The sequence below is a fragment of the Ascidiaceihabitans sp. genome (genome assembly GCF_039986515.1).
GTDB lineage: Bacteria > Pseudomonadota > Alphaproteobacteria > Rhodobacterales > Rhodobacteraceae > Ascidiaceihabitans.
In genome coordinates this window covers 214935-234670 of record NZ_JBDWQO010000014.1, presented here as the reverse complement: position 1 = coordinate 234670, position 19736 = coordinate 214935, and the positions used below count along the sequence as shown (strand labels likewise).

At 56.4% G+C, this 19736-nt stretch carries 22 protein-coding genes; 12 read left to right on the top strand and 10 right to left on the bottom strand.

The features are described 5' to 3' along the window. Window positions 1-7: 7 nt before the first annotated feature. From rpsP to ABJL60_RS13520, 5 genes are all read right to left on the bottom strand, one after another. Window positions 8-406, bottom strand: coding sequence for a 30S ribosomal protein S16 (gene rpsP, locus ABJL60_RS13540; RefSeq protein WP_108827248.1), 399 nt, complete (start codon window positions 404-406; stop codon window positions 8-10). 13 nt (window positions 407-419) lie between these two features. Continuing rightward, complete coding sequence (locus tag ABJL60_RS13535; RefSeq protein WP_348290756.1) at window positions 420-722, bottom strand: chorismate mutase; 303 nt, start codon at window positions 720-722, stop codon at window positions 420-422. Continuing rightward, window positions 715-1248: a GNAT family N-acetyltransferase gene (locus tag ABJL60_RS13530; protein WP_348375927.1), complete on the bottom strand. Its 534-nt coding sequence runs from the start codon at window positions 1246-1248 to the stop codon at window positions 715-717. Before ABJL60_RS13530 ends, ABJL60_RS13535 begins: the two co-directional genes overlap by 8 nt. Beyond that, window positions 1249-2751 (bottom strand): signal recognition particle protein, encoded by a 1503-nt coding sequence (gene ffh, locus ABJL60_RS13525; RefSeq protein WP_348288225.1) that lies wholly within the window; start codon window positions 2749-2751, stop codon window positions 1249-1251. Window positions 2752-2928: 177 nt separating this feature from the next. Then, window positions 2929-3399 (bottom strand): hypothetical protein, encoded by a 471-nt coding sequence (locus ABJL60_RS13520; RefSeq protein WP_348288223.1) that lies wholly within the window; start codon window positions 3397-3399, stop codon window positions 2929-2931. A gap of 114 nt (window positions 3400-3513) precedes the next feature. On the opposite strand from ABJL60_RS13520, the gene ABJL60_RS13515 reads away from it, so the two are divergent. Then, window positions 3514-4392: a LysR family transcriptional regulator gene (locus ABJL60_RS13515; protein WP_348375926.1), complete on the top strand. Its 879-nt coding sequence runs from the start codon at window positions 3514-3516 to the stop codon at window positions 4390-4392. Continuing rightward, window positions 4380-5267 carry a DMT family transporter gene (locus ABJL60_RS13510; protein WP_348375925.1) on the top strand — a complete coding sequence of 296 codons (888 nt, stop codon included), beginning with the start codon at window positions 4380-4382 and terminating at the stop codon, window positions 5265-5267. The genes ABJL60_RS13515 and ABJL60_RS13510 overlap by 13 nt, the downstream gene beginning before the upstream one ends. Here ABJL60_RS13510 and ABJL60_RS13505 read toward each other — a convergent pair. Continuing rightward, window positions 5221-5580, bottom strand: a complete 360-nt coding sequence (locus tag ABJL60_RS13505) for a metalloregulator ArsR/SmtB family transcription factor (protein WP_108827255.1) — start codon at window positions 5578-5580, stop codon at window positions 5221-5223. The genes ABJL60_RS13510 and ABJL60_RS13505 overlap by 47 nt on opposite strands. A gap of 352 nt (window positions 5581-5932) precedes the next feature. On the opposite strand from ABJL60_RS13505, the gene ABJL60_RS13500 reads away from it, so the two are divergent. The 6 genes from ABJL60_RS13500 to ABJL60_RS13475 all read left to right on the top strand — a co-directional run bounded on the left by ABJL60_RS13500 (window position 5933) and on the right by ABJL60_RS13475 (window position 9684). Then, on the top strand, window positions 5933-6838 hold the full coding sequence (locus ABJL60_RS13500; protein WP_348375924.1) for a LysR substrate-binding domain-containing protein: 906 nt from the start codon (window positions 5933-5935) through the stop codon (window positions 6836-6838). Between the two features lie 184 nt (window positions 6839-7022). After that, window positions 7023-7406: an AtpZ/AtpI family protein gene (locus ABJL60_RS13495; RefSeq protein WP_108827257.1), complete on the top strand. Its 384-nt coding sequence runs from the start codon at window positions 7023-7025 to the stop codon at window positions 7404-7406. Between the two features lie 2 nt (window positions 7407-7408). After that, the gene (locus tag ABJL60_RS13490) at window positions 7409-8158 is read left to right on the top strand and encodes a F0F1 ATP synthase subunit A (RefSeq protein ID WP_108827258.1); all 750 of its coding nucleotides are present in this window, start codon (window positions 7409-7411) and stop codon (window positions 8156-8158) included. Between the two features lie 67 nt (window positions 8159-8225). Further along, entirely contained in the window at window positions 8226-8450 is a 225-nt protein-coding gene (locus tag ABJL60_RS13485) for a F0F1 ATP synthase subunit C (protein ID WP_108827259.1), read from the top strand. Window positions 8451-8576: 126 nt separating this feature from the next. Continuing rightward, window positions 8577-9110: a F0F1 ATP synthase subunit B' gene (locus ABJL60_RS13480; RefSeq protein ID WP_108827260.1), complete on the top strand. Its 534-nt coding sequence runs from the start codon at window positions 8577-8579 to the stop codon at window positions 9108-9110. Window positions 9111-9114: 4 nt separating this feature from the next. After that, on the top strand, window positions 9115-9684 hold the full coding sequence (locus ABJL60_RS13475) for a F0F1 ATP synthase subunit B (RefSeq protein WP_348288210.1): 570 nt from the start codon (window positions 9115-9117) through the stop codon (window positions 9682-9684). 107 nt (window positions 9685-9791) lie between these two features. On the opposite strand, the gene ABJL60_RS13470 is transcribed toward ABJL60_RS13475, so the two are convergent. After that, the gene (locus ABJL60_RS13470) at window positions 9792-10562 is read right to left on the bottom strand and encodes an FCD domain-containing protein (protein WP_348318695.1); all 771 of its coding nucleotides are present in this window, start codon (window positions 10560-10562) and stop codon (window positions 9792-9794) included. Between the two features lie 155 nt (window positions 10563-10717). On the opposite strand from ABJL60_RS13470, the gene ABJL60_RS13465 reads away from it, so the two are divergent. Continuing rightward, a complete protein-coding gene (locus ABJL60_RS13465; RefSeq protein WP_348288206.1) occupies window positions 10718-11116 on the top strand; it encodes a hypothetical protein in 399 nt (132 codons plus the stop codon). A gap of 136 nt (window positions 11117-11252) precedes the next feature. Continuing rightward, window positions 11253-14708, top strand: coding sequence for a chromosome segregation protein SMC (gene smc, locus ABJL60_RS13460; protein WP_348375923.1), 3456 nt, complete (start codon window positions 11253-11255; stop codon window positions 14706-14708). Here the strand turns inward: smc and ABJL60_RS13455 are convergent, their stop codons facing one another. The 3 genes from ABJL60_RS13455 to cobD are packed head-to-tail and all read right to left on the bottom strand — an operon-like array spanning window position 14709 to window position 17735. Then, window positions 14709-15869, bottom strand: a complete 1161-nt coding sequence (locus ABJL60_RS13455) for a lytic murein transglycosylase (protein WP_348375922.1) — start codon at window positions 15867-15869, stop codon at window positions 14709-14711. It abuts the gene before it with no gap. A gap of 10 nt (window positions 15870-15879) precedes the next feature. Next, window positions 15880-16788 (bottom strand): adenosylcobinamide-phosphate synthase CbiB, encoded by a 909-nt coding sequence (cbiB, locus tag ABJL60_RS13450; protein WP_348375921.1) that lies wholly within the window; start codon window positions 16786-16788, stop codon window positions 15880-15882. Then, window positions 16785-17735, bottom strand: a complete 951-nt coding sequence (cobD, locus tag ABJL60_RS13445; protein ID WP_348375920.1) for a threonine-phosphate decarboxylase CobD — start codon at window positions 17733-17735, stop codon at window positions 16785-16787. The genes cbiB and cobD overlap by 4 nt, the downstream gene beginning before the upstream one ends. A gap of 199 nt (window positions 17736-17934) precedes the next feature. Here cobD and ABJL60_RS13440 point away from each other — a divergent pair, with 199 nt between their 5' ends. Next, a complete protein-coding gene (locus ABJL60_RS13440) occupies window positions 17935-18297 on the top strand; it encodes a response regulator (protein ID WP_348288196.1) in 363 nt (120 codons plus the stop codon). 133 nt (window positions 18298-18430) lie between these two features. After that, the gene (locus tag ABJL60_RS13435; RefSeq protein ID WP_348375919.1) at window positions 18431-19684 is read left to right on the top strand and encodes a sarcosine oxidase subunit beta family protein; all 1254 of its coding nucleotides are present in this window, start codon (window positions 18431-18433) and stop codon (window positions 19682-19684) included. Window positions 19685-19736: the final 52 nt, after the last annotated feature.

Here is a 19736-nt window from a genome sequence, read left to right as displayed (position 1 = left end):
CTTCTGATTACTCTGCAGCTTCTTCCGCAGGTGCTTCTTCGGCAGGGGCTGCTGCTGCTTCTGCGGCGGCTTCTGCTTTTGCAGCTTTTTCTTCAGCGCGATCTTGCGCTTTCTTGTGCGGTGTACCCTTCTTGGGGTTGTTACGCTCGACCTTTTCTTTCACGCCAGCTGCTTCCAGCATACGTGCGATACGGTCAGTTGGCTGTGCGCCTTCACCCAACCAGTATTGAACGCGTTCCATGTTCATTTTCACGCGCTCTTCGCTGTCTTTGGGCAGCAATGGGTTGTACGTGCCGAGCTTTTCGATGAAGCGGCCATCGCGTGGCATGCGGCTGTCTGCTGCAACGATACGGTAAAACGGGCGCTTTTTGGAGCCACCGCGGGCGAGGCGAATTTTCATAGCCATGGTATTGATTTCCTTAGGATGTAGATTGGTGTGATTTGTGGTGCTGAATGACTTCAGCGATGATGAAGTTGAGAAACTTCTTGGCAAATTCCGGATCTACGTCGGCCCGGTTTGCCAAATCTTCAAGACGTGCGATCTGGGTGGCCTCGCGGGCCGGATCGGACGGGGGAAGGTCGTGTTCGGCTTTGAGTTTCCCCACAGCCTGTGTGTGTTTGAACCGCTCACCCAACGTGTAGATGAGGATCGCATCAAGGCGATCAATGCTTTCGCGGTGCTCTTTCAGCACGGCGGCAGCGCGGGTTACAGCGTCACTCATTTGAGGCCTCCTTGGGTGCAGGATGTCGCCATATTTCCATGGGTCCAAACCGTTCATGCGTGAAAGTGCCGTCCGGACGCGCACCAAGGCGCTTGGCCACGCGAACAGACGCCTCGTTGCCGTCGGCGATCATGCTGATCAAAGTTGTCCATCCCAAGGTAGAGTAAGCATATGCGCGCACCGCTGCACCGGCTTCGGTGGCGTAGCCTTTGCCTGACGCGCCATCAAACAGGTCCCAACCTAGCTCGTTCTCGGGAAACCCAACGGGGTTCCACAAGCCGACAATACCGACTGTGGCGCCTGTGTCTTTTTCGACAAGACTGAAGCGCCCAAAGCCCTTAAGTTGCCAATGGCCAGCTTCTTGCATCAAGATCCGGTAAGCTTGCTCACGCGGCAAGGGGCCCCCGACAAAGCTGGACCTTTCAGAGGCGTAAAATGCTGCGAACACGTCAAGATCTGCCTCCGTGGGTCCACGTAAGGTCAATCGCTCTGTGTGCAGCGTTGGTATGGAGGCCAAAGGGATCACTTATTTCTTTTTCCCAAAGCCGGACAGGCCAGAAGGCAGGCCCATGCCGCCGCCCATTCCGGGCAACTTGCCGCCCATGCCCATTTGTTTGGCCGCGGCTTCCAGCGCTTTGGGGTCCATTTGGGAGGGGTCCATACCGCCGGGCATGCCGCCTTTGCCCATCATCCCCTTCATGGCCTGCTTCAGCATGCCACCTTTGCCCATTTTGCCCATCTTTTTCATCATGTCTGACATCTGACGCTGCATTTTCAGCAGTTTGTTCAGGTCTGACACTTCCATGCCCGCGCCGCGTGCGATCCGCTTTTTACGGCTGGCTTGCAAGATTTGCGGGTTGGCGCGTTCTTTTTTCGTCATGGACTGGATCAAGGCGATCTGCTGTTTCAGCACTTTGTCGTCAAAACCAGCCTCTTCGACCTGTTTGGCCATTTTGCCCATGCCGGGCATCATGCCCATCATGCCTTGCATGCCGCCCATTTTGATCATCTGCTCAAGCTGCATTTTGAGGTCGTTCATATTGAACATCCCCTTGGCCATGCGCTTCATCATCTTTTCGGCTTGTTCGGCCTCGATGGTTTCCTGAGCCTTTTCCACAAGCGAAACGATGTCGCCCATGCCCAGGATGCGGCCTGCGATCCGTTCTGGCTCAAAGGTTTCCAGCGCGTCCATCTTTTCGCCAAGACCGACGTATTTGATGGGCTTGCCGGTGACGGCACGCATGGACAATGCCGCGCCACCGCGTCCGTCGCCATCCATGCGGGTGAGGACGACACCAGAGATACCAATGCGGTCGTCAAAGTTTTCGGCCGTGTGCACAGCGTCTTGACCCGTTAGACCGTCAACCACCAAAAGCGTTTCGCGGGGGTCGGCCACGTCGCGTACGGCTTTGACCTGTTCCATCAACTCTTCGTCGATAGACAGGCGACCCGCAGTGTCGAGCATGTAGACGTCGTAGCCGCCCATGGCCGCTTGGGTCTTGGCGCGTTTGGCGATTGCGACCGGCGCTTCGCCCTTGACGATGGGCAGGGTGTCGACACCGATTTGATTGCCGAGGATGGCAAGTTGTTCCATCGCGGCAGGTCGGTTCACGTCGAGGGACGCCATCAGAACCTTTTTGCCGTCACGCTCTTTCAAGCGTTTTGCCAGCTTGGCTGTTGTGGTGGTTTTCCCGCCGCCTTGCAGACCGACCATCAGGATCGGGGCAGGGGGATTGTCGATTTTCAACGCACCGGGTTCGCCTTCACCCGTCAGCGTATCGATCAGCGCGTCATGTACGATCTTAACGACTTGTTGGCCGGGCGTGACGGATTTAGTGACGGCTTGGCCGGTGGCTTTTTCCTGAACCGCTTTGACGAAATCACGGGCAACGGGCAGCGAGACGTCAGCCTCAAGCAGGGCCACACGCACTTCGCGCAGGGCTGTTTTCACATCCTCTTCTGACAACGCGCCTTGTTTGGTGAGGCGGTCAAAGACGCCGGAGAGGCGTTCAGATAGGTTCTCAAACATGGGCCACGGCCCCCTTCGGTTCGGTTGCTGGATCACCCCGATGTAGGGACCCAAAGCAGAATACACAAATACCCCTGTGGGCGCGACGCGCTGACAGGGGGCGATCCTTGATATCAAGGACCGGAAGATCAAAGCTTCCGGATGTTGAGGGTCGTTTAGGTGGATGCGTCTACAGAGTCAACCGCCGCGATGCGCATCAAGCCATGTGTTTATAATGTCTGCGATGTCTTGCGCACCGTTCCCGTTTTGGAAGCCTTTGCGCAGCGGCACGTCGCCATCGGGTGTGACCAGAACCGGGCGAAACGTGGTGATGACGTCGCCTTCTTGCCGGAAGCGCTCCACCGATGCGCGTTTGATGGTTTGCGTTGCAACATCGGTCTTGAAGACACGCGCCAAATTCTGGGATTGGATGCTGACGTTTTCGGGCGTGACGACAATCTGTGTGCGTTGCACCACAAGCAGCACGGCAATAGGCAACACCAGCACCGAAACACCAGCGATGAAAGCGCCCAAAAGCCATTGGCGGTGATAGAGCAGCACAAGCACCGTTCCAATTGCGCCCAACGATACGATCGACATCAGGATGCCCAGAACCCAGGGGGTCTGCGACAATACAAGCTGTTCTGCGGTGTTTTCGATGACCTTCATAGGGGGCACCTTATGGTTGGGTGGCGTGCAAAGTCAAAGTGCGCGCCATTGCAAATGCGAACGAAGTGTCGGTAGGTTGGGGTGCGTTGTGAATTTGTGCACATGAGGGCCTGAATGGACAATTGGGATGAGATCAAAACCGCTTATCAAGTGGCCCGCAAAGGCACGGTCAGCGGCGCAGCTGACGTTTTGGGGGTGCATCATGCCACGGTCATTCGTCATATTGACGCATTAGAGGGCCGTTTGGGCGTTAAGCTCTTTCAAAGGCACGCCCGCGGGTACACCGCGACAGAAGCCGGCGAGGATCTGTTTCGTGTGGCACAAGCCACGGATGACCAGTTCAGCCAATTGGTGGGACGCATCAAAGGACGGGGCTCGGATGTGTCGGGTGAGCTGGTGGTGACCTCTTTGGTGTCACTGGCCCCCAGTATGGCGCCGCTGCTGACGGCCTTTCAGCAAGAACATCCTGATGTGATTGTCCGCTACCTGACAGGTGAACGTCTGTTTCGCCTTGAATACGGTGAAGCCCATGTGGCCATCCGTGCGGGGAATGCGCCGGATCAACCCGACAATGTGGTGCAACCTTTTGTCAGCCAGCGCATGGGGCTTTACGCAAGCCGTGGCTATGTTGCGCAACACGGCATGCCGACAGGCATTGAGGACTACGGCCAACATCGGTTTGTGGGCCACGACAACGATGACAGCCGTGCGCCGTTCAACCGCTGGCTGCGCGAAAAAGTGCCTCAGGCGGCACTGACATTCCGCAGCTCGGATGTACGTGCCTTGGAACAAGCGGTGATCGCGGGGGCGGGCATTGGATTTATGGGTGTCAACGAGGCAGAAAGAAATCCTGATCTGCTAGAGGTGTTTCCCCATCAGGAAGACTGGTCTGCCCCTTTGTGGCTGGTCACTCATGTCGATTTGCACCGGACAACAAAAGTGCAGGCGTTTTTGAATTTTCTGAAAGAGCATTCCAAATCATGGGGCAATTGACGCCGTCGCAGCAGGGCCATTTGGCGATGCTGTGTTTTTCGATGTTGGTTGCCGGGTCCTTTTCGCTGGGGGCGATGGCTGCCAATGAAATTGCACCGGGCGCGTTGAATGCTGTGCGTTTTGCGATTGCGGGGCTTGTGATCGGGATTGCGGTTTTGGCAAGTGGTACGCTGACACGCGCAGCGTTTCAGGCCCCTTGGCGCTATGTTGTGTTGGGGGCGCTGTTCGGGACGTATTTCGTGCTGATGTTCGAAGGGCTGAAAACGGCGCCTCCGGTTTCTGCGGCGGCTGTGTTCACTTTGATACCGATTATGTCCGCAGGCTTTGGTTATGTTCTTTTGCGCCAGATCACGACACCGCGTATGGCGCTTGCCTTGGCGATTGGCGGGACGGGCGCCCTTTGGGTGATCTTCAAAGCAGACCTGCGCGCGTTGATGGCCTTTGAAATAGGGCGTGGGGAAATGATCTATTTTGCAGGCTGTGTGGCGCATGCAATTTACACGCCGATGATCCGTAAACTTAATCGTGGGGAACCTGCGGTGGTGTTCAGTTTCGGGGTTCTTGTCGCAGGCTGTGTGCTGTTGACGGTCTACGGGTGGTCCGATTTGCGCCAAACGGACTGGGGGGCGTTGCCGCCGATTGTCTGGATCACAATTCTCTATGTTTCTGTCTGCGCCAGCGCGGCAACTTTTGTTTTGCTGCAATTCGCATCCTTGCGCCTGCCGTCTGCCAAAGTCATGGCCTACACCTATTTGACGCCCTCATGGGTCATTTTATGGGAAATTGCGCTGGGCAATGGTGTGCCGGTGATCTGGGTGTTGGGGGGCGTTATTCTGACGGTGGTGGCGTTGTCGCTGCTTCTTCGGGAAGACTAAGTTCGCCTTCCAAAAACCGTTCAAAGGCATCCAGATGCACGGGTTCGAATTGGCCAAAGCCTTGCATCCAGACCGATGCGCTTTTCATGGCGTCAGGTTCCAGCTTGCACCATTTGACGCGGCCGCGCTTTTCCTGGGCGATCAGGCCGGCGCGGGTCAGGATGGTGAGGTGTTTGGAAATGGCCGCCAAGGACATGTCAAACGGGTCGGCCACGTCTGTCACGGCCATGTCATCTTCCAACAACATAGTCAGGATCATCCGGCGGGTCGGATCAGCAAGAGCTGCAAAAATCGTATCGAGCGTCATGGCCATTTCGCAACCATACCGGCAGGGCGTCGCGGGCGAAAGGTCACAAACTGGGATGGCGCGTTTTGCGCGACGGATACTCAAAGCGCAGTGCCTCGATTTGGGCGGATGTTAATCCGATATCGCGGGCCTGCGCATCTGAGATATGGCGAAGGGGGCATGGGCCAGCAGGTTTTGTAGCGGTCCATAGACGCTTTATCGTCACAAAAAGAGACCGGCTGCGCGAAGGCGCAGTTTGAACGGATTGAGGCATTTGAAACCTATTTTTATGGTGTTTAGGTTAGGAATGCGGGGTTTATTGAAACAGTTCAACGCTCATTCCTTGACATAACTTGTGCTTAAAAGGCACATATATGAAATGTCACGCAACTTACCCCCTTTGAACGCCCTTCGCGCTTTTGAAGCCGCTGGGCGGCACCAAAGCTTTACGCGGGCCGCCGAAGAACTCAGCGTGAACCATTCTGCGATCAGTCGCCATGTGCGCGGACTTGAGCACCGTTTGGGGGTGCACCTGTTTCGGGACTTGCCGCGCGGTGTAGAGCTGAGCGATGAGGGGCGTGCGTATCTGGGGCGGATCACAGCGGCGTTGGATATGGTGGACGACGCCACCGAGGATTTGGCCGAAACCCCCGAGGGGCGTGTCACATTGAACAGTGAACCGCTTTTTGCACAAAAGTTCATTGTGCCGCGCATGGGCGCTTTTCAGGCGGCGTTTCCCAAGATCGAATTGCGTCTGGAGGCATCTCATGATCTGGCAGATGTCGATCGCTATGAGGCGGATCTGGCTGTGCGGTTTGCCCATCGGGGGACGTTGGATCTGCCGTCGGACTTGATAAGCGATGGTCGAATTTTTCCGTTTGCCGCCCCTTCGCTGTTAAAGGGCAAGGTTTGGACAGCCAAAGACATTCTTGCAGCGCCACGGTTTCGGGACCGGCGCGAAGACACATGGCGTAAATGGGCAATTGCTGCGGGCGCACCTGTTCCGCCATCCGAAGAAGGGATGTGGCGGTTGCGTGCAAACCTTGCCGTCGAAGCCGCCTTGGAAGGTCAGGGAATATATCTTGGGTCGCAAGAGTGTGTGGCCCATGAAGTCGCCGCCGGACGGTTGGTTCAGTGTTCTGACGTCAGCCTGATTTCAGGCGCGTTTCATTTGGTCTGTGCCTCGCAGGGCATCCGGCGCCGCGCAGTGCGTCAGGTGCGCACATGGCTTCTGTCCCAAACCTTGCAATTTCGCGATACCGGTGAAGATCAACCAAACGGTTGAATAACCGGAAACCGGATTTTTGACTTAAATCAAAGCCGCGACAGAATAACGCCTCGTTGCGTCTTGTTGGAAATGTATTTCAAATCAATGATTTGAAGGACATTTACGTCGCGATTTGGCGCAGTTGACTCGCATCTGTGCCCGACGTAGCTATGCGCCAAGATTTCCAACTGGGGAAAACCGCGTGCCTGACACCGACCGACAGCAGCGACTTGAGCAGCTAGAGGAAAAACTGGCAGCAGCGCAGCAGGCTCAAGAACCTGCGCCTCGAAAGGAAGAACACTATTCCCAAGCGCAGCACGCGTGGCGGATGGTGGTGGAATTGGTGGCCGGTCTCGGGATCGGTTTCGGCATGGGGTACGGGCTGGACTGGCTCTTTGGGACGCTTCCCATCTTCATGCTGATCTTCACCTGCTTGGGGCTTGTGGCCGGGGTCAAGACGATGATCCGCAGCGCGCAGGAGCTTCAGGACCGACAAATGGCCTATGAGGCCGAACAAGATACGGCGGACGATGTTCGCACGGTTAAAGACACTGCGGGCGATCCCCGCAAGGATGAGGGAGCCTGAGAATGGCAAGCGAAGCGACAGCAGGCGGCGGGTTGGAATTCCACCCAATGGACCAGTTCAACATCGAGGCGCTGTTTGGCGGCCCGATCACTTGGTACACTCCTACAAACGCAGCGATGTGGATGATTTTGGCTATCGTGGCCGTGATCTGCCTGATGGTCCTGACCACATCCAACCGTTCAGTGGTTCCATCGCGCGGCCAATCCATCGCCGAACTGGCATATGGCTTTGTTTACAAGATGGTTGAAGACGTTACAGGCAAGGACGCCATCGGCTACTTCCCCTACATCATGACATTGTTCATGTTCATCGTCTGCGCCAACTTCCTTGGTCTGATCCCTGGGTCCTTCACGCCAACGTCGCACTTCGCTGTGACAGTTGTGCTGGCTATGGCGGTGTTTTTGACAGTCACCATCGTGGGTTTTGTCAAAAACGGTGCGGGTTTCTTGGGCTTGTTCTGGGTTGCTTCGGCGCCTCTGGCTTTGCGACCGATCTTGGCGATCATCGAAATTATTTCTTACTTCGTGCGTCCCGTTAGCCACTCCATTCGTTTGGCAGGCAACGTTATGGCAGGCCACGCCGTTATCAAGGTGTTCGCGGGCTTTGCAGCAATCGCAGTGGTTAGCCCTGTCGCAATCCTTGGCATCACAGCAATGTATGCTTTGGAAATCTTGGTGTCCTTTATCCAAGCTTACGTTTTCACAATTCTGACGTGTGTCTATCTGAAAGACGCGCTTCACCCGTCTCACTAAGCACAACGGGCGGACGTGCTGTCCGCTCTACTCTATCACTCAACATTCCATCGTAAGGAGAATTCTCATGGAAGGTGAACTCGCACACATCGGCGCAGGCCTCGCAGCAATCGGTTCCGGCGCAGCCGCAATCGGTGTTGGTAACGTTGCCGGCAACTTCTTGGCAGGCGCATTGCGCAACCCATCTGCTGCCGCATCCCAAACAGCGACACTGTTCATCGGTATCGCGTTTGCAGAAGCTTTGGGGATCTTTTCGTTCCTCGTCGCTCTGCTGTTGATGTTCGCCGTCTAAGACCGCTTCAAAATACCGGTGTTTGCGCGTCCGCGCTGGCACCAGTTCCTTACGGTCGGGCGGTGCGCACAGGCGCATTGCCCGATGTAATGACAGCCCGTTTGGGCGTTTTGACCGGAGACCGAGATGGCAACCGATACAACTAGCGCAGCTGAAGGTGCCGCCGCAGGGCCAGGCATGCCGCAGCTCGACTTCTCGACATGGGGCAACCAAATCTTCTGGTTGGTAATCACCCTGATCGTGATCTACTTCGTTCTGTCCCGCATTGCGCTGCCGCGTATTGCGTCGGTTCTGGCTGAACGTCAGGGAACGATTACAAATGATTTGGCCGCCGCAGAGGACCTGAAGTCCAAAGCGAAAGCCGCCGAAGCTGCCTACGACAAAGCGCTGGTTGATGCCCGCGCCGAAGCAGGCCGCATCGTGGCAGAAACCAAAGCCGGTATCAAAGCCGACTTGGACGCAGCCATTGCCAAAGCGGACGAACAAATCGCCGCCAAAGCAGCGGAAGGCGAAAAAGCCATCGCAGAAATTCGCGCAGGGGCGTTGGACAGCATCAAAGATGTTGCCAAAGATACTGCAAAAGAAATCGTTGCAGCAATGGGTGGCAAAGCAGACGCCAAATCCATCACAGCCGCTGTGACCGCACGGATGAAAGGGTAATCAGATGCGTACAGTATCCACCGCTCTGACCGCCGCCATTGCTGGTCTTTTGGCCAGCCCGGCATTTGCAGCGTCCGGTCCTTTCTTTTCTTTGAAGAACACTGATTTTGTTGTGACCCTCGGGTTCATCGTTTTCATCGGTGTTTTGTTCTACTTCAAAGTGCCCTCAATGTTGGGTCGTATGTTGGATGCGCGTGCTGATGGCATCAAATCCGAGATCGACGAAGCCCGCAGCCTGCGCGAAGAAGCGCAAACCCTGCTGGCAGACTACGAGCGGAAGCAAAAAGAAGTACAGGCGCAAGCCGACCGTATCGTTGCGTCCGCAAAGGAAGAAGCCAACGTTGCAGCGGAGCAAGCCAAAGAAGATCTGGCCAAGTCAATCGAACGTCGCTTGGCGGCTGCCGAAGACCAGATTGCGTCCGCTGAAGCCTCTGCTGTGAAAGAAGTACGGGATCAATCCATCGTTATCGCGGTCTCCGCGGCGCGCGATGTGATCGCCAAACAGATGACGGCAGCAGACAGCAATGCGCTGATTGATGATGCGATTTCACAAGTTGGGTCTAAACTGCACTGATCGCAGCCCTTTTGACACTACACAAGACCCGGCCATTGTGCCGGGTTTTTTCTTAGGCATGTGTCCCTTTTGGGGGCCAAAGCAAGGACGCCTTCGTGAAGAAGGGCCTAGGATTTGCTTTCCTCGTGATCCAACCGCAGCCGTGCGACGTCTTCGTTTCTGTCTGCCCGTTGCTGATCACGTAAGCTCTTTTCGACAAAATCCATATGGGCATGAACGGCCGCCTTGGCGCCTTCCGCGTCGCGCGTTTGCAACGCATCGTTGATGGCGCGGTGTTGATCCAACAGAACAGATCGAGTGGTCTTTTGGCGGAACATCACTTGGCGGTTGTAGAACACACCGTCGCGCAAAAGCTGGTACATCGACCGCATCATATGCAGCATAACCACGTTGTGGCTGGCTTCGATGATGGCCATGTGAAACTGCGCATCCAGTTGTGCCTCTTCGTCGGAATTGCGTTTTGTGTGGGCGGTTTCCATTTTCGAGAACACCGCTTGCACCACCTTCAAGTCGGTTTGTGATCCAAGACGCGCGGCCCGCTCTGCAGCCAGTCCTTCCAGATCACGCCGGAAAGACAGGTAATCAAAAACGGCTTCATCGTGTCGTGCAAAAAGCTGTGTCAGTGCGGGGGCGAAGGCGGATCCAAGAACGTCCGCCACATACACACCTGCGCCCGGTTTCGCGGCCAATAGGCCGGAGTTTTGAAGCGCTGACAAAGCATCACGCAGGGAAGGACGCGACACGCCCAAGCGTTCAGCCAATTCGCGTTCGGGCGGCAATCGTTCTCCGGGCCGAAGCACACCGCGAAGGATCAGTTCCTCGATCTGCCGTACGACTGCACCGGATAGTTTTTCGGGTTGGACCAGTTGGAAGGGCATATAATTTATCCTTGATTGGTAAAAATATATGACCAACGCGCCAATAGGGCAAATTGATTTGCGACAATAGCACGGTGCAGAGCGTCTTTTATGGGAATCGCGCGATGCGAACGAAAGTTCACTAATCGTTAACCAACATCAGGCCACAGTTTGGCATGGCGAAATATATTCTCTTTACCGTGCTCGTATTCCTTCTGGCAGCCTGTGACACGCCCAGCCCACACTTTGCGGGACTGCCAGCGACACGGGTCACAGTCGACGGATCAACCTTTGATGTGCGTGTCAAAGCGTTGCAGGCCGAAGCCTTGCGTACCAATGCGCAATATGCGCCGCGGCTGGGGCCAATCGGGGACCGTGCCACAGTGGCAATGGAACAGGTCAGCGGTTGTAAGGTGGCACGGATCACCGGAGATGCAGCGCTTGTGCGCGGGTATCTGGATTGCGGGGCAGGTGCCAAGGAAGTTCCCGAAAAGGCGCCAGTGTCTTACGATTGCTATTCCATTGACGGGATCGGCAACGATGGTGATTTCACCGTTCAATGTGACCCATACTAGGGAAACACCCCACTAAAACCGCAATATATTGTGGATAAGTCGCTCAATGCCGCTGATGGTTGTGTCCAAGCGTTGACAGACCCCGCACTGTACCCTCACCCTTTGGACGATATTGGAATCACCCAAAGGACCTTCGTTGCGCTTTTCAAAACTCAGGCTGACAGGCTTTAAAAGCTTTGTTGATCCAACCGACCTGATCATCGCAGATGGTCTAACGGGGGTTGTTGGACCAAATGGCTGTGGCAAGTCGAATTTGCTGGAAGCCCTGCGTTGGGTGATGGGGGAAAACCGTCCCACGGCAATGCGTGGTGGGGGCATGGAGGATGTGATCTTTGCTGGTGCCGCGACACGCCCCGCACGCAACTTTGCCGAAGTCAGTCTGCACATCGACAACTCGGAACGACTTGCTCCGGCGGGGTTCAACGATCAGGACGCCCTTGAGATTGTGCGCCGCATCACCCGCGACGTGGGCAGCGCCTATAAAACCAACAGCAAGGACGTGCGTGCGCGCGATGTTCAGATGTTGTTTGCGGATGCGTCAACCGGCGCTCATTCGCCTGCGCTGGTGCGTCAGGGTCAAATCTCGGAACTGATCAACGCCAAACCAAAAAACCGCCGGCGTATTCTGGAAGAGGCTGCGGGGATTTCCGGATTGTATCAGCGTCGCCACGAAGCGGAATTGAAGCTGAAAGGTGCCGAAACCAATCTGGCGCGTGTTGATGATGTCATTGAACAACTGGCCAATCAGTTGGCGCAGCTTGCGCGTCAAGCACGCCAAGCCGCACGCTATCGCGAAATCGGTGATGAATTGCGCCGGACGGAAGGGGCGCTTTTGTACCGCCGGTGGCGTGAAGCGGATGATGCGCGTGCGGTGGCGGATGAAACGCTGCGCACACGTGTGACGGCGGCCGCGCAAGCCGAGGCGTTGGTGCAGGGCACGCAAAAAGCCCGCGCTGGTGCAGAAGAAGCTTTGCCGCCATTGCGCGAAGAAGAAGCAATTGCAGCAGCGGTGTTGCAAAGGTTGGCGGTGCAACGTGACACGTTAAGCGACCAAGAAGCCCAAGCTGCCCAAACCATACAGACCTTAACCAATCGCATCACACAATTGGCCCGCGACATCGAACGCGAAGGCGGTTTGAACAAAGATGCGGGGGAAACGATTGAGCGTCTCGAATGGGAAGCGCGCGAAATCACCAAAGCCAGCGAAGGCCATGACGACCGTTTGACGCAGGCGGCAGAGGCTGCCAGCGAAGCGGCACATATCCTGCAAGCCCGCGAAGCTGATTTGGGTCAAAAGACCGAAGATGTTGCCCGTTTGGCAGCGCGTCACGGATCTGCGCAGCGTTTGTTGGATGACAGTCGCAAAACAGAAGAAAAATCCGAAGCGGAAGCCGCCAAAGCGCGTGATGCCGTTGCCCAAAGTGACGCAGCCTTGGCAAAAGCGGGTGAAGATTTTGTCGCGGCTCAATCCGCGTCGGAAGCGGCAGAAGTGACTGCAAAACGTGCCGATGACGCTTTGCTTGCAGCGGAAACGGCCCGTGCGGAGACGCAATCGCGCGAAGCGGATGCGCGCGCGGAACGCTCTGAGGCGGAAGGCGAGATGAACGCGCTGCGGGCGGAAACCGGTGCTTTGGCCAAGCTGGTGGAACGCGATACCGCAGAGGGTGGCCAGATTCTGGATCGTTTGCAGGTGGAACAGGGCTTTGAGAAAGCTTTGGGGGCTGCGCTGGCGGATGATTTGCGGGCACCCGAAGTGGCCGAGGATGGACCATCAGGCTGGGCTGTGTTGCCGGCGTATGACCACGACCAGGCGATGCCTGGGGGCGCAACCCCCTTGACGCAACACGTGTCGGTTCCGGATGTTCTGATGCGCCGTATGAGCCAGATTGGCCTGTGTGATGCCGAAGACGCCGCCCGTTTGCAGCCATTGTTGCAACCGGGGCAACGACTGGTGTCTTTGGAAGGCGATCTGTGGCGGTGGGACGGCTTTCGGGCTTGGGCGGAAGACGCCCCAAGTGCAGCGGCATTGCGGTTGCAACAGCTCAACCGACTGGAAGAATTGAAGCAATCGCTGGAACAAGCCAGCCAGCGCGCAGAAGGCGCGCGTGGCGCCCATGAGGCGTTGACCACGCGTTTGGCAGAATTGACAGACGCCGACCGCGCGGCCCGTCTGGCCCGGCGCGAAGCGGATCAGTTGGTGGCCGATGCAGGCCGGGCATTAAGCCGGTCCGAGGCAGACCGCAACTTGGCGCAGGGGCGTTTGGAATCGTTGGGCTTGGCCGTGAAACGCCACGAAGAAGAAGCCATGGGCGCCAGATCGCGGGTTCTGGAAGCCGAACGGGCTTTGGCTGAGCTGGGCGATGTCGACGCTGAACGTGCCAGCGTTGATGATTTGCGCATGACGGTTGAGGCCGCACGGATCACAATGATGTCGCGCCGGTCTGCCCATGATGAGGTGCGGCGCGAAGGGGAAGCCCGCCTGAAACGGTCGCAAGAGATCACCAAAGAAATCAGTGGTTGGCGTCACCGTCTGGAAACCGCCGAAAAGCGCACAGCCGAACTTGTGGAACGCAAGGAAGCTTCCGAGGCTGAATTGAAAACAGCGCAGGCCGCTCCGGCGGAATTGGCAGCGAAGCGTGACGAATTAAGCAAGGCGATGTCGGAAGCGGATGTGCGCAAAGCGGCTGCAAGCGACGCGCTAAGTGTCGCCGAGGGCGTTCTGCGCGATGCGACCCTTGCAGAACGCGAAGCGGAACGGGCCGCATCAGAAGCCCGCGAAGCCCGTGCCCGCGCCGAGGCCCGTGCAGAAGCCGCGCGTGAAACCGTATCTGCTGCCGCCGACCGTATTGCCGAAGATCAACAAAAAACGCCCAACCAGCTTATGACCGCTTTGGATTTAAACCCCGAACAGATGCCGGATGTGGACGTGCTGGATGCCGATGTGAACCGGTTGAAACGGCAACGCGATGCTTTGGGTGCTGTGAACCTGCGTGCGGAAGAAGACGCCAAAGAAGTGCAGGAAGAACACGACACACTTGTGCATGAGAAGGCTGATCTGGAAGAAGCCATCAAAACGCTGCGGTCTGGCATTGCCAGTTTGAACCGCGAGGGGCGTGAACGGCTGTTGACTGCGTTCGAGCAGGTAAACGCCAATTTCTCGCTGCTGTTTACGCATTTGTTTGGAGGCGGCGAAGCCAATCTGGTGATGGTCGAAAGCGATGACCCCCTAGAGGCTGGCCTTGAGATCATGTGCCAACCTCCGGGTAAAAAACTTAGCACGCTGAGCCTGCTGTCAGGCGGGGAACAGACATTGACCGCCATGGCCTTGATCTTTGCGGTGTTCTTGGCCAACCCCGCCCCGATCTGCGTTCTGGACGAAGTGGACGCGCCTTTGGATGACGCAAACGTCACGCGGTTTTGTGACTTGTTGGACGAGATGTGCCGCCAGACAGACACCCGCTTTTTGATCATCACGCACCACGCAGTCACCATGGCGCGTATGGACCGTCTGTTTGGCGTAACGATGGCCGAACAAGGCGTCAGTCAGCTTGTCTCGGTTGACCTGAAAAAAGCGGCGTCAATGGTGGCTTGATTAGAGCTTTTTAAGCAACGCAGGCGTGGGCCACGCATCGGCTGGCAATCCCAGTCTTTGCTGTTCCTTTTGAACCGCGTCGCGGGTGCGTGCGCCTAGAATACCATCGACTTTGCCGACATCGTAGCCGCGCTTTTGCAGCATCTTCTGCAGGCGCTTCATTTGATCCCCTGACAATCCAGTGTCTGGCTTGCCTACATTGTACGCAGGTGCCCCTTGCAAGCGCGTGCCAAAATAGGCGGCTGTCAGCACATAGGTAAAGGATTGGTTCCACTCGAAGTAGACATTGAAGTTGGGATAGGCCAAGAAGGCCGGCCCTTTATGTCCTTGCGGCAAGATCAGCGATGCTGGCAGTTTGGCTAGGCGCCCGTTGCGTGGTTGCACCCCCATGGCTTGCCAGTCGGCTACGGGTTTCACAGTTTTCAAACCACTTTGTGACCAATCCATTGACGCAGGCACTGTGACTTCTTGCAGCCAAGGTTCATTCGCCCGCCATCCCAGATGCCGCAGCATTTTGCCACCAGATGTCAGCGCGTCAGGGGCAGAGGTTTTCAACGATACCCGCCCGTCGCCGTCGCCATCGGTGCCGTTTTCGATGATGTCCAATGGCAGCATTTGCACCATGCCGATTTCGCCGGCCCATGCGCCCGTGGTTGTGGCGGGGTTGAATTGACCGCGTTTGAACAATTCCATTGCAGCAAAAACCTGAGGCCGGAACAGATTTGGACGGCGGCAATCATGGGCCAATGTGACCAGCGCGTTGGCGGTGTTGAAATTGCCCTGAAAAGCGCCGTAGTCGGTTTCAAATGCCCAAAACGCCAAAAGCACGTTGCGATTGACACCATAAGAGGCTTCGACCTGATCGAACACATTGTCGTAGCGCCGCGCATTTTTGCGCCCCGCTTCAATACGGCTGTTTGAGATCAAGCGCCGCGAAAACTCGATGAAGGGTTTTTGAAAAACACCTTGGGCCCGATCTGCGTTCAGCACTTTCTTATCCTGCCGCACGCCTTTCAAAAATGCATCTGCTGTTCCGGCTGGAATACCTTTTGCCACGGCTTCGGATTTTATCCCGGCTTTGAACTGGTTGAAGGACCCGCCACATTGGGCATGGACCATGGCAGGCAAACAAAGGGCGGTGACAAAGGCGATAAGGCGCATGGGCTTCCTTTTAAAACAGGGCAATGATCACGCACAACACAAGCGCCGTGCCCCACGCTTTCCATAGCATTGCGCAGGCGGCGTCAATCTCTGTTGCGCCGATGGTATGGTTTGCCTGACCGTTGACCCATGGGAAATCCCGCATTTCGCCCTCATAGGCCCGTGGACCGGACAGGGCGACATTGATCGCGCGGGCCATGGCGGCCTCGGGCCATCCCGCATTGGGGGACCGGTGTTGCCCGGCCTCTTGGGAAATTGCCTTCCAATCGCGCAAAACACCGCCCGCAAAAGCAATAAGCAGTGCTGTCAGTCGCGCAGGAATAAGGTTCAAAAGATCGTCCAGCTTTGCGGCCCCGTACCCGAAAGCGGCATGGCGTGGTGTCAGGTATCCAATCATGCTGTCTGCGGTGTTGACGATTTTGTAGATCAACAAGCCGGGGAGCCCCGCAACGAGGAACCAAAAGGCAGGGGCAATGACGCCATCGCTCAGGTTTTCTGCACCGCTTTCGATGGCTCCGCGGGCGACGGCGGAGCCATCCATGTCCCGCGTGTCACGCCCGACGATCATTGCGACCTGCCGCCGCCCTTCGGGCAAAGACATCCGCAATCCATTGGCCACCCGCGCCACGTGATCAACCAATGACCGCTGGGCGATCAGGATGGCTACAATTAAAATGCCAACAACACTACCGAAGTAAGACAGCAGTACGCCGCTGCACCCTGCCACGAAAACCAGCGCCGCAATCACCAAGATGCCCGTAGTCCGCGACGGGGCTTGGGTGTTGAACCTTTGGTCACACCATCCGATCACCCTGCCCATCAAAACTGCAGGATGGGGCAGGCGCGACCAAAGCCACTTGGGTTCTCCAGCGATAGCGTCCGAAATCAGGGCAAGACTTAAGGCGATGGCAGTGCTCATAGTGCCGCCTCCAGGCGGTCCCATTGCGTGGGGTGCGGCAGCCCAAGGCGCAGCCAGCGATCCGAATACGGGAAAGTTCGCGACCAGATATGGGCCTGCGCCAGCTTGTCTTGATAGGCGTTTGCATCGCCTACATCATACAAGCGAAACAGCGTGGTGCCGCCCAAAGGTTGAGAGCCTTTTGCCCGCATCAATGCATCAAGGCGTTGGGTGTCTTGATCCAGGCGGGTTCGGGTCCGTGCGGCCCAGTTTTCGTCCCGCAGGGCTGCGGTTCCGATTTGCAATGCGGGGCCGGATACAGGCCAGGGTCCAAGGCGGTCTGAAAGTGCCGCGATAAGATCAGGTTGCCCAATCGCAAAGCCCAAACGCAGGCCTGCCAAACCCCAGAATTTACCAAAGCTTTTAAGAACGATCGTGTTTGGTTCAGTCGTTCGCCGCACGAGGGATGCGTCGGGGGACACGTCGCAAAAACTTTCGTCGATGATCTTGAAAGGTGCTGTAATATCACCCGCGTCCCAAAGCTTTCCGTCGGGGTTGTTGGGATGTACCACAACCTGCGCGTCACAGGTTTCGGCGCGGGTGCCGTCTTGGGAAACTGTTTGGCCTGCGGCAACAAAGGCCGCGGCGTGTTCATTGTAGGTGGGACCATGGATGTGAACGGTTTTGGCAGCTGACAAATAGGGCATGTTGGCGATCAAGCATGACGCACCGGGGGCTGCGATGATGGACGCAGAGTGTGGCACCTGCCAGAACTGACGTGCAGCTTCGATCAGCGCATCCGCCGCAGCGCGGTCAGGCAAAGCTGTCCAGCCGTCGGCCGCAATTTCAGGAATACCATACGGTACCGGATTGATTCCGGTTGAAAGGTCGATCCATGTGCTGCGCCGGCCGCCATAAGACAGAATCGCCGCATCCAAGCCGCCTCCGTGATCACGTTTGTTCACCATTTCTTTGGGCCTTTTGGGTTCATTTTAAGCGGAATACTGCTTAGAAGGGAGGTATATCTAGCGAAAACCAGCCTGATTTTCATTTTATCGCAAGACAGGTTAATGATCGCGGTGTCCAGTTAATAACTTGTTAAGAACTTGGGAAGTTATTGGTGCTGCATTGGGACGCAGTCGATTCACTCTCGGCGCGGAGGAAAATATGAACGTATTAATTGTCGAAAGCCAAGCACATTTGGGTGCTATTTGGAAACAGCATATGGAACGAAATGGTATGATCGTCACATTGGTGACGGGCCATGATGAAGCCATTTCGCATCTTACAGACCATTCACCTGACATTATCATTTTGGATTTGGTGCTGCCAGACGGCAATGCGCTGGCGATTTCGGATTTTGCCAGTTTCCGCCATCCGGACGCGCGGGTCATTTTTGTTACAAACACCAGCTTCTTCTCGGACGGGTCAATCTTTGCGCATGCCAACAACGCATGTGCTTATGTGCAAAGCGCAACGCCCCCGGAAGATTTGACCGCTATGGTAGCCCATTACGCCGTGGCGCACTGAGCGCGGATACCACCGGATACGCAGTTGGTCGCGTGTCGACAAAAACTATGTCGGAAAGTGATTGAGCCTGCAGCCCATCTGTTGCTAGGTCTTTGACCAAGTGCGCGATGTCGCGTGCATGGGGGTACAGTACATGCGTTTTTCCGGCCTGCGGGTTCTGAAAGAGGGATTGACCGGCAACAAGGGGTGGAAACCCCATTGGCGTGATCCTCAGCCGAAATCCGAATATGATGTGATCATCATCGGAGGCGGCGGGCACGGTCTGGCGACGGCCCATTATCTGGCATCCCAGCATGGCATCACCAATGTGGCCGTTTTGGAAAAAGGTTATATCGGCGGCGGGAATGTCGGGCGCAACACAACCATTGTACGCGCCAATTACGGCCTGCCGGGTAATTCGGAATTTTACAGCCATTCGTTGAAGCTATGGGAAGGTCTGGAAGAGGACCTGAACTACAATGTTATGCATTCGCAGCGTGGCATCATTAATCTGTTCAACTCTGACAGCGCGCGGGATGCGGCCGCGCGGCGCGGCAATCAGATGATCAGTCAAGGCGACGACGCGGTGTTGATGGACAATGCCGCTGTGCGCAAAATGATCCCCTATCTAAATTTTGATCAGACACGGTTTCCGATTTACGGCGGTTTGTATCATCCGCGTGGCGGCACCGCGCGTCACGATGCCGTGGCTTGGGGATTTGCGCGCGCAGCAGATCAGCGCGGTGTTGATCTTATTCAGCAGTGTGAAGTCACAGGTATTGATATCGTGGATGGCAAGGTCTGCGGCGTTCAGACCACACGCGGCCCTATCCGTGCCAAAAAAATCGGCATGGCTGCGGCGGGACGGTCTAGCCAGGTGGCTGCTATGGCGGGCATGCGTTTGCCAATCGAAAGCCACGTGCTTCAGGCCTTTGTCACAGAGGGGCTGAAACCCTGCATTGATACTGTCATCACCTACCCAATGGGCCATTTTTATATCAGCCAGTCTGACAAAGGCGGTTTGGTATTTGGGGGGGCTTTGGATTACTATTCCAGCTATGCCGCGCGGGGTAATTTGCCCATGGCAGAACACGTCATTGAAAACGCCATGACCTTGATGCCCATGATCACCAAAGCCCGTGTTCTTAGGTCGTGGGGCGGCATTATGGACATGTCTTTTGATGGCTCACCGATCATCGACAAAACCCACATTGACGGCCTGTATCTGAATTGTGGCTGGTGTTACGGGGGCTTCAAAGCCACGCCCGGATCTGGCCATGTGTTTGCGCATTTGATCGCGACGGATCGTCCCCATGAGGCCGCTGCGGCACATCGTCTGGACCGCTTTCGCACGGGGCGTGGCATCATGGATGAAGAGGCCACGGGGTCTCAGCACAATTTGCATTGAGGATGTTTGCGATGTGGGGAGCCTCCGGCGGGGATGTTTTTAGGAAAATGAA